Here is a 13,290-nt window from a genome sequence, read left to right as displayed (position 1 = left end):
CCTTCCTCTGACGTTCCGTTTATAATTTCTTTTCAAAATTGGCGTCATTTTACTCTTTTTGGTGCATAATAGCGAATATGAAAAAAAATATAAAACGCTTAAGCATAATCCTTGTTTTGCTGTTTGTCAGTGGGTTTGCACTATTATTTTTTTTACCCAAACCGGTTTTATTGAATGGCACCAGTTTTTCCAGAGCTGTTTATGATGATCATCATCAATTATTACGGCTCACTTTAAGTAGAGATGATAAATATCGTCTATTCACCCCGTTGCCTAAAATTTCCAAACAATTAATCGATGCAACCTTGTTGCAGGAAGACCAGTATTTTCGTTTTCATTATGGAATCAATCCCTTAGCAACAGCGAAGGCAATTTGGCAAACTTATGCGGTCAAATCCCGGCGAGTAGGTGCTTCAACTATTACCATGCAAGTAGCACGGATGCACTATGGAATTAATTCCAAAAAAATAACAGGGAAACTCTGGCAAATTATTCGTGCAATTCAAATTGAAATGCATTATAGCAAAGACGAAATTTTAGAAGCTTACCTAAATATGGCTCCTTATGGTGGCAATATTGAAGGTGTTGGCGCGGCAAGTTTGGTTTATTTTAGCACTGCTGTAGATAAACTCAGCTTACCTCAGGCATTAACCTTGAGTATTATTCCCCAAAATCCGGGAAAAAGAACACCCCATAATCAAGACTTGAAAAAGATTAGAGCGCACCTCTTTCAACGGTGGCTAGAGCAGCATCCTGAGGATAAGAATAAAAAAGTCATGTTTGAACTACCTTTAGTTATGCAAACTAATCGCTCTTTACCTTTTGCTGCGCCCCATTTTGTGAATAAAGTTTTGTCTGATGTTTCTAAACAGCAAGATATTGTGACTACGCTGGATTCACGCTCACAAACTATTATTGAACGGATTACGCGCAGTTATTTAGCAAGGAAAAAAGGTTTAGGGGTCCATAATGCCGCGGTTTTATTAGTAGATACCCGTGATATGGGAATTAAAGGTTTAATGGGATCGGCTGATTTTTTCAATCGTGAAATAGGTGGGCAAATTAATGGTATTGAAACCAAGCGCTCTCCTGGTTCTACCTTGAAGCCGTTTATTTATGGATTGGCCTTGGATCAAGGTTTAATCCATCCCAATACGGTTTTAAAAGACGTGCCGCATAGTTTTAATGGCTATAATCCAGAAAATTTCGATTATGACTTTATGGGGCCAATCAAAGCGCGAGATGCTTTAGTTTTAAGTCGTAATATTCCCGCTATCTATCTTTCTAGTCTCTTAAGTAAGCCTTCACTGCATCAATTGTTAGAGCAAGGGCAGGTGAGTCATTTGCGCTCAGAATCCTACTATGGGTTATCGTTAAACCTCGGCGGGGTGGAATTAACCATGCGCGAATTGATTGGCCTCTATGCCATGTTAGCTAATGATGGGGTTTGGTATCCTACGCGTTTGTTACAAAAAGAAACGAAGTCTAAAGGCCAACGCTTATTAAGCTCCGAAGCCAGTTATTTAATTTTAGATATGTTGCAAAGTACTCCCCACCATGATGTGAATTACCGAAGCTGGTCGCAATTGCCGGTTGCTTGGAAAACGGGGACTTCTTCAGGATATCGGGATGCATGGAGTGTCGGTGTTTTTGGCCCTTATGCTTTGGCTGTTTGGGTAGGTAATTTCGATAATAAAGCAAATCCTGCCTTTATTGGAAAAGATATCGCCGCGCCCTTATTTTTTGAGTTAGTGGATGCCCTTAAGCAAGAACGTGGTCCTTTACAACCTTTAGATAAACATCCTGAACACATGAATCTTAAAAAGGTGGAAGTATGCAGTGCTTCAGGAATGCTACCCACACGTTTTTGCAAAGATAGGGAATGGACTTGGTTTATTCCAGGAAAATCCCCCATTAAAACAGATACAATTTATCGAGAAATAGCAATAAATAGTAAAAATGGATTGCGTACTTGTCATATTGATGACAATACACGTTTTGAGGTGTTTGAGTTTTGGCCTTCTGATTTACTGCAAATTTTTAAACGGGCAGGGATACAGCGACACATACCGCCATTTTTTGAGGCCGATTGTAGTTTATCAGGCAATGTTGGAATTACACCGCAAATCACTTCACCACAGGCGGGCATTAGTTATATTGTTCGTGCGAATTCTCAACAAAATAATACGATTCCATTTACGGCCGTTACGGATGCAGGAATTGCTTATGTGTATTGGTTCGTTAATGAAACTTTTGTTGCGAAAACTAAGGCTGGAAAATCTTTTCTCTGGCATGCTCGACCCGGGAAGTTTGTGGTAAGAGCTGTAGATGATCATGGACTTTCTGACGCTCGGGACTTATTGGTTCAGTTGGATAATTGATACGGCCATCTAAGAAACCATTGATTCTGCTGCGCTGCATCAATGTTACGCCGGAGCAAATCAAAGTAGCCTGGATGCAACGCAGTGAATCCGGGAGCAGCGAATTCTATCCCACGAAGATCTGCACTCGCGATGAAATGCGCATCATCCCAAAGAGCTGCTAAACTTAGCTATAGGTATGTCTTTAGGCGCGGCAATTAATGGACAAAAAATCGCAAGGATCCAAGACACGAGGGAAGTCTGTTCTTATTGATTTAGCATTGCAAGGTGGCGGTGCTCATGGAGCGTATACATGGGGTGTTCTAGACCGCTTGCTCGAAGAGCCTCGAGTGAAAATAGAAGGGATTTCAGGGACTTCGGCAGGTTCCATGAATGCTGCGGTTATGGCCAGTGGTTTTACTCGTGATGGCCCAGAAGGTGCTCGTAGGGCCTTGCAGGCATTTTGGTATCGGGTTTCAGAAGCTGCGCGCTATAGCCCGTTACAACGAGGGTGGTTGGACATTATGTCTGGGAAATGGACTATGGATTACTCTCCTTCTTTTCTTACTTTTCAAATGGCGAGTCATGTGTTTTCGCCCTATGATCTTAACCCGATCGCACTAAATCCATTGCGAGACATCTTAGCTGAAAGTATTGATTTTTCATTATTGAACGATTCACCCATCAAATTATTCATTACAGCGACTAATGTGCGTACTGGTCGTGGTAAGGTATTTAAAAATAAAGAAATTAACGCTGATGTTTTATTGGCATCTGCATGTTTGCCTTTAATGTTTCAAGCTATTGAAATTGATGGAGAGGCTTATTGGGATGGGGGATACACCGGTAATCCTACCATTACGCCTTTAGTGCAAGAGTGTGAATCCAGTGACACTGTATTAGTGCAAATTAATCCTGTAGAGCGTCCAGGAACTCCAAAAACTGCTCGTGACATACTTAATCGCCTTAATGAAGTTGCTTTTAATGCAACCTTAATGAAAGAGTTACGGATGATTGCTTTATTACGCAAAACGCTTAATTCGGATTCGGGAGAGCGAGATCGCTGGGCAAAAATGCGTATTCATCGAATTACCAGCGCGAAAATGGTTAAATTGGGCTATTCTTCCAAGCTCAATGCCGAATGGGATTTTCTCCGCATGCTTTTTAAAGAAGGACGTAAAACAGCAGATGCTTTTCTAGTGAGCCATGGTAAAGCATTGAATAAATATTCTACTTTTGATTTGGATTCGTTTCTTTAATCTAACTCTGGCGGGATGCAGGGAGCGATACTATGTACCAAGTAATTTTGTAACATAATTGTTGCGGATGTGGAGTTAAGAAATGATTGAATGGATCATCAAATTGCTTTTAGTCATATCAGGCTCATTAGCCAGCTGGTTTGTGGCTCGTGATGCTTTAAATTTCGCAATTGTTGAAATGGTTATTGCCGTTTTACTATTTACCATAATTGTTTTTATTGCTGCCTTTTGGTCTACAATAAGGAACTGGTTTAAACATAAGGAATGACAAATGAAACAACATGCCTCAGGATTTTTATCACTAGTTGCTGAATCTAAAAAGCATATTAAGGAAATCAGCCCCCAAAAATTAAAAGAAAAATTGGATAATCATGAAGACATGCACGTGATCGATGTGCGTGAAGATCATGAGTGGACTACGGGACATATTCCTACTGCCATACATTTAGGACGAGGAATTATTGAACGTGATATTGAGAAAAAAATCCCCGATCAGCAGCAGCAAATAATTGTTTACTGCAGTGGTGGCTTTCGCTGCGCTTTGGTCGCTGAAAGTTTACAAAAGATGGGATATGCTCAAGTGTATTCACTGGATACGGGATTGCAAGGCTGGATTGACTTGGATTATCCAGTTGATAAATAACATTTTATCACTTAACTTTTGGGGATTATATTTGATCAATGTTTTCGATGAAACCTCGTCGTCATTACCAACATAGTTGTTGGTAATGACGAGCGAGTTTTTAAGAATTATTTCGCGGGCAGTTTATTACATCCTAAAATAGGAGGGCGGCTCAGACTTTTCATCATTGTTTTGTTGATTGAGTTTTCTTTTTTCTTCCATGTAGCGAGCCTCAATTATGTTTGCTTCATTTTTGGCTAAAATACTCCAATGGTGGATTTCTATAGGGTTTAACATTAAATACTCTTGTGCCCTTAATTGGCCTTCAAAAAAGGTTGAAAATGCTCCATTGCTAGCCTCTTTTAATGTTTTTCCTTGATATGCATTATTGAGCATCGGACCAGATATTGGTTCTAGGTGTTTTGCAATTGTATACGCTTGAAAAGTCATTTGTACAAACGGATAGGAAGACCAATGAGCATTATCTTGGTAACCCATTAGTTCTTGGCATACTGAGCCCAGCAATAAATACCCAGGAGCTAAATAGAGATTGGCAGCGAGAGTTGCATACTTTAAAACAAATTCGGTTATCTCATCATCGACGGATTCTTTCAATGCTGAAAGTCCTTCCCGACATAAAACATTCATGGAAAAAAAACAGCCGCAATCGGCTGACGCCACTAATAGTTCTTTAGCTTCCTCAAATTCTGCTGCGGATAAGTCACCCCCAGACTCAATTAAAGTGGTATAAGTATAATATAAATAATAGCCTTTCAATAACTCAAAGCAGGAGGGGACCGTAAGCATAGGGGAATATTCTTGAATAGGTTTATGGTTTTTCTCTGCATCTTCTCTGGGATTAGTACCGCACAAACGCCAGAGCTCAACCCAATGTGGCTCTAAGTTAGGTGACTTACATAACGTATTAAACTCAGGATCGGTTAAGGCCAGTTTAAATAATAGCTCGGTGTCATATTCTTGGATGAGCGTTTCTATTAATTCAGGTTGGTTGTCATTTATGCTTTTTTGCCAGGTTCGATAGAGTTCATTTTTTAATAACTTCTCAGATTCATCCAATTGATAACACCAACGGGGGACAATCATATTGCAAATCCTATTTATGCAGAGACTCCTGAATGCGGCATCTGCTCTATTCAGGAGGTTCTCCTAGTTTATGAGTATATTTTGATTGTAGTCGATGTTGCTTGTCCAGTCTCTAATAGAGAATCTTCTTTACCTGTTTCCGGAGCATCAACCGTAGAGAGAAGAATATTTGCATCATGCGTTTTCTTTTTATCTTTCTTCAACCAGGATAAGAGTGAATGAGCAGGTTTCGTTTGTGCTATTTGAATTACGGGAATTGCGTCAATAGGTTTGTGAACCAAATGCCCATGCCCATGAATTACAATGAGATCCTGCAGGTTGTGCTTTATTAATAAGGTGCTGAGCACCTCGCGTTTGCAACCTGCGGTACTGTGTTTTCGCGCTTCGAGTAAATCATGAACAAAGCTTATGGCATTTGTATGGTTTGCACCTGCATTTTCAAGGTATTGAATAATTAAATGCTGACTGTCCATATTGGCGTTAATGCTTTCAGGCTGAATCCCATTTAAAAAGTTATACTGCTTAATTTGTGCTCGTGAAGGAGGCATTGAGCCTGGACCTACGTCGCCACCAATGTTTTCTTGGTGTAGCCATTTCCAGGTTTCTTTTGAATATTCAGTTTCGCGAACAGCCATGGCAGCGGCACCAAAGAACACTACTTTTCCATCAGGTGAACTGATATTAAGTATCATTCCATAGCCATCGAATGTAGGTACTAAGGTAGGCTCTATTTCTGCATAGACTTTTTTCATGGCACTGTCATCTTGGCCAATTGAATAGACTAGCTGATCGCATTCTTGTTCAAAGGTGTCATCGGTACTGGTGCCCATTTTTTTGAATACCAGGACTAATTTCCCATTAGATTTTTGATTAATTTCAATAAGTTCGCCTTGCAACAACTCATCACGCTCTTTTGCTGTTCTTAAGGCCGTGGTAGCTAATTTACCAGTACCTGCCTTGTCAAATTGCTTGGCAATCCAGAATACAGTATTGGATTGATTTTTGGTGTTAAATTCACGGCCTTCAGTACGAATATCATTGCCAAAGAACCCTTTTCTATAAACTGCGGCTGCAGTTCCGCCCCCACCGTAGATAACAATAACTCTTGGTCCGGTGCCTTGTTCTTCGGTGCCTGTTAAGATGAATTGGTTACCATCGACTATAGGGGTAAATTTCTTTGTTTTATCCCAGGTATTTAATCGTTTAAATTCTTCAGTAGAGAGTAGTTTACTAGAAATTGCATTTCGAGCAGGGCCAAGGCCCGTACAGATATTAAGCTCACTCGTGTACAGTATTGTTACCTTTCCAGCAACCGCAACAAATACACGATATTCTTGAGCTGATGCGTCATCAGCCCAGTCATTTAAATGATTCTCTTTTTTCTCTATTTTAAGCACCGTTGCTTGCACTAATGGGGCTTGAGTTTTCGCTAAATTAACTTGGTTTGCTTGAAACACGTGGCGTCCATTAGCATAGGGATTATTTAAATAGTAGTTTGTTGATAAATAAGCCGATGGGTTTTCCTTTGTTTGCGCTCGCTCTAGAATATTTTGTGGTTGTGCAAGAGTATAGTCATGTTTCCAACTACCGGTGTTATTACCGATCATCAATACTGGTGGTAACTTAGCATCTGCTAATAGATCTGTTGTGGTTCCATGGTGTTGTTTATATTTTTCCAGCCAAAGAGTGGTGCCGGTATCGCCTGTTCCAATAATAATGTGTGAGAAAATAGCATGGTCTGTTTTTTCTAATAAACCAGGAATACTTGCTTGTACCGATTTTTTTATTTGATGGGCTTGGGATAAGCGATCATAACTACGGGTTACTCGGGATAAATCATCATCAGCGGGAATATCCACTAAGGCATGGGATGCTAACTCGTCATTTTGCGCTGCCCAGAATTTAATTAGTTCTGGTGTAAAATGAATCTTTAATGCATTTATATCATTGTAGACATCAATCGCTACTTTTAATGCATGATGTGCCTGTTTTTTGGATAAGTCTTTAAAAATATTAGGGTTTTGGTTGATTTGTGCAATCAGAACATTAAATCGCTCGCCTAAATCCTTTGTTGTAGAAATTTTGCAAACTAAAAGACAAGAGCAAATATAATTGATAGTAAACTGAGGAACCCCATGATTAGTTTTCATTACTTATACCTCGACAGCGAATAAGAACAAACAAATGTTGCGTGTTATTTTATCAGGAAAGTATTAAGAGATTATTAATGAAACAATTTGATTTTTTTATATGTTGAATTTTGTAATTGTGCTTATCATGACGGTGTAGCTGCCATTAAGTTAAAAAAATTGGTAATTCCTTGTGAGTTATCGTGTAAACCATGTCCCTGTGCATTACATCCTTGGCCCCAACCTTATAAGTATAATGTGAGACAGCGATGTATCAGCAGATATGGATGTAGTTGGTTGCAACTAGGTTATGCTTTTTGTATACGATTTAATTTATCACTCATTATTTTGATAAAATGCTCGATTCTTATCTTTAGGGGCTCGTAAAGCTCGTGGCCCGAATCGCTAAAAAGCCAGGATAGATATTGAGATGACATTGCATTATTTTGTATGGCTCTTTCTTTTAAACGATGCTTGACTTGGTTATATAACAGTTCTTGTTGATAAGATTCAGAAATGATTTCGTCAGTAAGCATTTGTGAGTAGTAACTTTTTACCCACTCATTCTCGCTGATTTCTTTTAAGAAAATACGTATTTTGCGCAGATTTTTAGTTATTTCTTTATTCCAGATGGAGACACTCTTGCATGCGTGGGTAAATTCTTCATGGCTGATGTCATGTACGGCATAGCCAAGCCAATACGCAAACAAGACTAAATTGACATTAGCAGAATCGATATTCTGAAATATATGGCATGCCTCTTTAATGTTGGCGTCATCATAAATCGTTAATGAAAACTGCCAAAAGGGATTTTCTGGTGGTTTTACTGAAGAGTTGTTGAACATAGAGTGTTCCTAATTATCATTATAACCGTGTTAGTTTTATGGCTTATTTGTCTTCATTGCCTAGACTTTATATTTTATACTAAAAGACAAGTTATAAAATTGTAAAAAAAGAAATTTTTTTAATGAAGCAGCAATGAGTTAACTATTTTTTCGTTTAATTAAAGAGGACAGGCTATGGCAACGAAGTCGCGTATTATTGTTGGTATTAGTGGTGCCTCAGGTATCATTTATGGAATAAGATTATTAGAAGTATTAAAAAAACTTCCTGTAGAAACACATTTAATTGTAAGCAAATCCGCTCAATTAATTAGAGAGTACGAAACGGAGTTAAGTGTTTCTGAACTAAAAGCAATGGCCGATGTTTGTTATCCATGGAATGATATTGGCGCTAATATTGCCAGTGGCTCGTATAAAACTTTAGGAATGATTGTTGCTCCTTGTTCAATGAAAACGCTTGCAGAAATTGCTCACGGTATTAGCTCGAATTTAATTGGCAGGGCTGCGGATGTGATTTTAAAAGAACGAAGAAAGCTGGTATTAATGACGCGGGAATCACCTTTACATTTAGGTCATTTACAAAACATGGTTGCGGTGACTCAGCAAGGGGCTATTGTTTGTCCTGTAATGCCAGCTTTTTATAACAAGCCTGAAACGGTTGATGACATAATAAACCACAGCGTAGGCAGGGCACTTGATTTATTTGATCTGGACGCTGGTATCGTAAAGCGGTGGGATAAAAATAATATGGTAGGAGATGATGTGTGAAAATTTACACAATCAGTGTCAAAAAATAACTTGGCAAATTAGAAAAACTCATTAGACTATCCATATATATTATTTTGCAGTTAGAGAGAACCTGATGTTTACTGGAATAATCGAACAAAAAGGGATAATTCTTAGCAACCTTCGTAAGGGCAGTGCTCATCGTCTTATTATTTCCGCTGTATTTGAACAATTGCAGGTGGGAGAAAGTATCGCTGTCAACGGTATTTGCTTAACATTATTGCCTTCTACGGCTGATAATGAATTGCATTTTGATGTTTCTCCAGAAACTTTAAATGTGACAACGCTAGCCGATGCAGTGGCTGGAGACTTTGTGAATTTAGAACGAGCCATGCTTTCTTCAACACGCTTTGGTGGGCATTATGTCAGCGGTCATGTGGATGCGATCGCAGTCGTTCGCGCAGTTAACCATGTTGAGGAGTATCTTGAGGTTGAGTTGGCGGGTTTTGAGGAGGCCGCAATGGCTTACTTACTTCCTAAAGGCAGCATCACGGTTGAGGGAGTCAGTTTAACAATCAATTCAGTGGGAGATAAAAGCGTTAAATTAATGCTGGTTCCACATACTTTGGCAAATACTACTTTAGATGTTTTAAAGCCTGGGCAACAGGTTAATATAGAGTTTGATTATTTGACGCGCATTGTTGCGCATCAGTTGCGTGTTTCGGGTCAATTAGCATAATAAATGCGAAGTATTGATTTGGCCACGAAGTGAAGCAAACCAAGGCTCTGTGCCTCGAGTTCTTGGTTTGCTTCGTCCCACGCTTGGGTAATGGTGAATGTTATTCATATCATGGATTTATGGCGGAGGATGGGGCTGCCGTTGGCGATGCTTCCTCCGGTTGAGGACTAAACAGTAAATTTCTATTTGCAGCGTATCCCACCTTTGTTGGTTCGCTCATCATAATCGATTGCTGATTCAATAGCTCCACAGATAGCGTACGCAATCCCAATGCCATAGCAATCTCACTTAGTCTTGGATAACCTGGTGGTTTAGTAAGTAACTCCTGTCCAAGTTCATGTATTAGCTTGTAGGCATAGCAGTCATTGCCTTCGCAGCCTTTTTTAGCCAATACAATTAATAAAATACTCAATATTTCTTCTTGAGGTAATGCCGAAATTTGCTTGGAATAATGTAATAGCACTTCAAGATTGGGCATTGTATACAATCGATCGATCTTTTGCGCATGAATATGAGGGCAGGCGGTGTTGCTCCGTTCTGCAAAATGTAAAGCATAAGCAATAGGGTTGGTACGCGCATGGCGAATCAAGGTTGCATTATCGGCATCACGGGGCCAATAAGAGCCCATAACTTGAGTTTTTATGTAAATTCCAGGACATTCTAAGCGAACCAATGGGTGCACGTCTGCGCCCAGAGGAAGTAAGATATCAGGAATCGGAGGGTATACTTTATCGTTAACGACAAAGTATACCAGTCTCCCAGTAATACATATTTTAACGGTGGCTCCAGTATTAATTGGTTGTGTATAGGGGTAATTTTTTTGCTTTCCTGTTGCTGGATCACAATATAAAATATTTCCTGTAGCTGCATCCAGGGCTAAGGACATGGTGGTGGTACCTGGAATGGTGGTTTCATTTGTTTGGGCCTTATCCCAGGTGATTCCAAACAGCAATTTATTACTATCACCCGCAGAAACGAGGAGCAGTTGATACGCTCCCTGGGTTCCTGTATTTACACCGCGGTCAACAACAGTGCAAATTCGTTGGGTAGAACTTAGCGTAGCAGGAATAAATGATAGTTGTTTTTCGTTTAACTCAATAGAGGACAATGTACGTAATTCATCCAGATTCTTACTTACATTGACTATCGTATTATTAGGGAGCTCCAGATTGAATGTATTAATATTGAACGGAGCGCCTGCGCGCGAGGAGTGTACTTTGTATCTGCCTTGTAGGGAGTTTTTAGGCACGGATAGAAGCTCTAACACCTCGTGCTTTTTTAATGGTGCATTATATTGTAAACGTTCAACAGGGGCATGAGTAGTGCGTTTAAGTTGTATTATGTGTTCAAATAAAGCCTGTGTTGTTTGGGCTTGGAAATGAGCCTGCTGCGTTACTGTCTGCTTAAATATAGGATATTGCGGAACTTTAAAAATGAATGCTTGCAGGTAAGCATCTTCCAACGAGTTATTCGAAGCATAAGCTGCTTGTGTAAGGCCACTCCAGGCGGAACAGCGTAAATAATCCAGACAGCATTTTATTTGTTGCTCTTTTTCTTCTTTATTGACTCCGCCGGGGATGCTAATGAGTTTGGTCAAAATCTCCACTACTTTTTGTGTTACATACCAGCGCGTATTTAGCGATAGATTGGTAGGAAGGCAAGATAAGCCAAAGTGTAAAAATGTTTCGTTACTTACATTTTGCCATAATGTCACGAATTTTTTACTGCTTTCCTTATGTTGATTCATCCATTTTCCAAAGTCAGACATTAAAAGAAGCATGATCCCCATTTCTTTATATACAAGGAATTCCCCGTATCCTCTTTTATAGAGTTGAGATATCATCATTTCAACGAATTCTTCATTAATTAGTTTGACTCGCAGGGTATCAAATTGGAAACACATCCATATTGTTGCGTTAAGTGACGCAAGAAATATTGGGGAAGGTATTGTTTTCGACCGCTCAAAAAGAGCATCAATGAAATTATGTGCAATTCCGGCTTCAAGTAAACGTTGTTGCAGTTGATGAAGTTTTTCGTAGTTTTTAACAAGCTCGGCTTCTCCCAAGACCGTGCAAATGAGAAGAATACGCTTTATCCATTCCCCCTGCACGGTCTCTGAGGCGATATTCGCTAGTCCGGTGAGCTCATTAGGGATAATAAGCTCAATACAATGCTCTATCATCCCTAGAGCTTCATCACGCTCTTGTTTATTTTTAGATACGGGTGTGTCGCGTATGAAGTTGTATAAAGCATGAATGGACTCGGTGCGCATGGTTTTATCATGATGGCAGGTGAGCCCTGAAAGCAAACTGGGTAAGTGTTCTATTGACCATGCTTGTGACTTTGGCATGTGAATATTAGCTAACGCTTTGATAGTTGGCGATATATTCTGCATTGACGTATCGGGAGCATGTTGCTTTTCTGGAAGTGTTGCTTCCCATAATTCGACAAAGGCACAAAGGAATGCAGGGGAGCGTTTAAATGATTGATTAATTTTAAACTCTAAATCAGGATCATTTAGCTGGGCTGTATTTGCGCCCAATAAGAGAAATAACTCTGCAACCATACGCCAATGCACAATATGGCGTTCAACACCGGGCTCTAAATTGTGCACAGGGATTTGAGCTGATTTGTCTATTTCAAATAGTAGGGATGACTCTTCGCCTATTAGTGCAGAATTTTTGATATAAATACGGTCTAAAGTAGGATAAATAACTTGATCTTTAGGAGCTGAATCAATTCGTGCTACGAGCTTAATGAGTAGTCCAATGAGCTGTGTTGGGGTTAGTTTTTCCTGATCAGGATTCTCCATGATTTCTCGTAGAGACAGAGTGTCACATTGTTTCGCTTTTTCTGTTTGTTGGTTTGTGCTTTGTGTTTCGGGCGCAGGAGGGGGCTCAATTGGAGCGAGGGTAGGTAGTAAAATAGATGACTGAGGCCTTTGGAGTTCTCTGATAAAATTATCAAGTTCGGCATGGCCTGTACTAATGATTGTGGTTGGTGAAAAGCAGGAAAATAAAGCAAACCACTCTGTTTTATCTCTTAGATGTAATGATTGTCCTGTTAAATCAATGTGTTTAATTTGCCTAGGGATTGCTGCAAAAATCATTTTTAATTCATCGGTACTTTTAAATGCAGAATAGTTCCAAGCAAGGTCTAAGATTACAACTGTTTCAGGAATTTTGGGTAAGGTTTGTAAAATTTGTTGGGTAGGGTTGTTATAGAAGTCCATTTCATGCCAATCAAGAGTAGTTTCTTCGTCCTTCAACTTGATTAATTTATTAATTAGGTCGTACATAATTCGGCTTTGTTTATATAAAAAAGCTGATATTTTATCATGGCGTACTTCTGTAAAGCACTAAAATGATAAAATAAGCATTTTGTTTGGACGTTTAATTTTTTTTGAAATATACCAAGTCAAGACTGTTTTTTATTTTTTTCTTTGATAAGATACACGGGCTGGTCGTTTCAATCTTTGCCAATATCCTGTGGATATCTCCATTTAAATT

Annotated in this window: 10 protein-coding genes; 6 read left to right on the top strand and 4 right to left on the bottom strand. The window is 39.3% G+C overall.

Annotated elements, in window-relative coordinates:
• The first annotated feature begins 77 nt into the window (after nucleotides 1-77).
• The 4 genes from pbpC (at nucleotide 78) to J2N86_RS08810 (ending at nucleotide 4,262) form a co-directional block, all read left to right on the top strand.
• On the top strand, nucleotides 78-2,381 hold the full coding sequence (gene pbpC / locus J2N86_RS08825) for a penicillin-binding protein 1C (RefSeq protein ID WP_252579028.1): 2,304 nt from the start codon (nucleotides 78-80) through the stop codon (nucleotides 2,379-2,381).
• A gap of 200 nt (nucleotides 2,382-2,581) precedes the next feature.
• Nucleotides 2,582-3,619, top strand: a complete 1,038-nt coding sequence (locus J2N86_RS08820; protein ID WP_252579027.1) for a patatin-like phospholipase family protein — start codon at nucleotides 2,582-2,584, stop codon at nucleotides 3,617-3,619.
• Between the two features lie 82 nt (nucleotides 3,620-3,701).
• Nucleotides 3,702-3,887 carry a hypothetical protein gene (locus J2N86_RS08815; protein ID WP_252579026.1) on the top strand — a complete coding sequence of 62 codons (186 nt, stop codon included), beginning with the start codon at nucleotides 3,702-3,704 and terminating at the stop codon, nucleotides 3,885-3,887.
• 3 nt (nucleotides 3,888-3,890) lie between these two features.
• Nucleotides 3,891-4,262, top strand: a complete 372-nt coding sequence (locus J2N86_RS08810) for a rhodanese-like domain-containing protein (RefSeq protein WP_252579025.1) — start codon at nucleotides 3,891-3,893, stop codon at nucleotides 4,260-4,262.
• 126 nt (nucleotides 4,263-4,388) lie between these two features.
• Here the strand turns inward: J2N86_RS08810 and J2N86_RS08805 are convergent, their stop codons facing one another.
• The 3 genes from J2N86_RS08805 to J2N86_RS08795 form a co-directional block, all read right to left on the bottom strand.
• On the bottom strand, nucleotides 4,389-5,345 hold the full coding sequence (locus tag J2N86_RS08805; RefSeq protein WP_252579024.1) for a DUF5630 domain-containing protein: 957 nt from the start codon (nucleotides 5,343-5,345) through the stop codon (nucleotides 4,389-4,391).
• Nucleotides 5,346-5,413: 68 nt separating this feature from the next.
• Nucleotides 5,414-7,495: a hypothetical protein gene (locus tag J2N86_RS08800; RefSeq protein ID WP_252579023.1), complete on the bottom strand. Its 2,082-nt coding sequence runs from the start codon at nucleotides 7,493-7,495 to the stop codon at nucleotides 5,414-5,416.
• A gap of 287 nt (nucleotides 7,496-7,782) precedes the next feature.
• On the bottom strand, nucleotides 7,783-8,319 hold the full coding sequence (locus J2N86_RS08795) for a TIGR02444 family protein (protein ID WP_252579022.1): 537 nt from the start codon (nucleotides 8,317-8,319) through the stop codon (nucleotides 7,783-7,785).
• Nucleotides 8,320-8,493: 174 nt separating this feature from the next.
• On the opposite strand from J2N86_RS08795, the gene J2N86_RS08790 reads away from it, so the two are divergent.
• Together J2N86_RS08790 and ribE are read left to right on the top strand one after the other, a co-directional pair.
• Nucleotides 8,494-9,084: a UbiX family flavin prenyltransferase gene (locus tag J2N86_RS08790; RefSeq protein ID WP_252579021.1), complete on the top strand. Its 591-nt coding sequence runs from the start codon at nucleotides 8,494-8,496 to the stop codon at nucleotides 9,082-9,084.
• A 94-nt stretch (nucleotides 9,085-9,178) separates the two neighbouring features.
• Complete coding sequence (gene ribE / locus J2N86_RS08785) at nucleotides 9,179-9,781, top strand: riboflavin synthase (protein WP_252579020.1); 603 nt, start codon at nucleotides 9,179-9,181, stop codon at nucleotides 9,779-9,781.
• A 109-nt stretch (nucleotides 9,782-9,890) separates the two neighbouring features.
• Here ribE and J2N86_RS08780 read toward each other — a convergent pair whose 3' ends face one another.
• Nucleotides 9,891-13,079 carry a hypothetical protein gene (locus tag J2N86_RS08780; RefSeq protein WP_252579019.1) on the bottom strand — a complete coding sequence of 1,063 codons (3,189 nt, stop codon included), beginning with the start codon at nucleotides 13,077-13,079 and terminating at the stop codon, nucleotides 9,891-9,893.
• Nucleotides 13,080-13,290: the final 211 nt, after the last annotated feature.

Source organism: Legionella lytica (genome assembly GCF_023921225.1).
Lineage (GTDB): Bacteria > Pseudomonadota > Gammaproteobacteria > Legionellales > Legionellaceae > Legionella > Legionella lytica.
The sequence above is the reverse complement of the archived record's forward strand: the minus strand, read 5'-3'. Positions and strand labels throughout refer to the sequence as shown.

What these genes read in the sequence shown, in the direction of transcription:
- pbpC (WP_252579028.1), top strand. Translation starts at nt 78, where the DNA reads ATGAAAAAAAATATAAAACGCTTAAGCATAATCCTTGTTTTGCTGTTT.
- J2N86_RS08800 (WP_252579023.1), bottom strand. Translation starts at nt 7,495, where the DNA reads ATGAAAACTAATCATGGGGTTCCTCAGTTTACTATCAATTATATTTGC.
- J2N86_RS08820 (WP_252579027.1), top strand. Translation starts at nt 2,582, where the DNA reads ATGGACAAAAAATCGCAAGGATCCAAGACACGAGGGAAGTCTGTTCTT.
- J2N86_RS08805 (WP_252579024.1), bottom strand. Translation starts at nt 5,345, where the DNA reads ATGATTGTCCCCCGTTGGTGTTATCAATTGGATGAATCTGAGAAGTTA.
- J2N86_RS08815 (WP_252579026.1), top strand. Translation starts at nt 3,702, where the DNA reads ATGATTGAATGGATCATCAAATTGCTTTTAGTCATATCAGGCTCATTA.
- J2N86_RS08795 (WP_252579022.1), bottom strand. Translation starts at nt 8,319, where the DNA reads ATGTTCAACAACTCTTCAGTAAAACCACCAGAAAATCCCTTTTGGCAG.
- J2N86_RS08810 (WP_252579025.1), top strand. Translation starts at nt 3,891, where the DNA reads ATGAAACAACATGCCTCAGGATTTTTATCACTAGTTGCTGAATCTAAA.
- J2N86_RS08780 (WP_252579019.1), bottom strand. Translation starts at nt 13,079, where the DNA reads ATGTACGACCTAATTAATAAATTAATCAAGTTGAAGGACGAAGAAACT.
- J2N86_RS08790 (WP_252579021.1), top strand. Translation starts at nt 8,494, where the DNA reads ATGGCAACGAAGTCGCGTATTATTGTTGGTATTAGTGGTGCCTCAGGT.
- ribE (WP_252579020.1), top strand. Translation starts at nt 9,179, where the DNA reads ATGTTTACTGGAATAATCGAACAAAAAGGGATAATTCTTAGCAACCTT.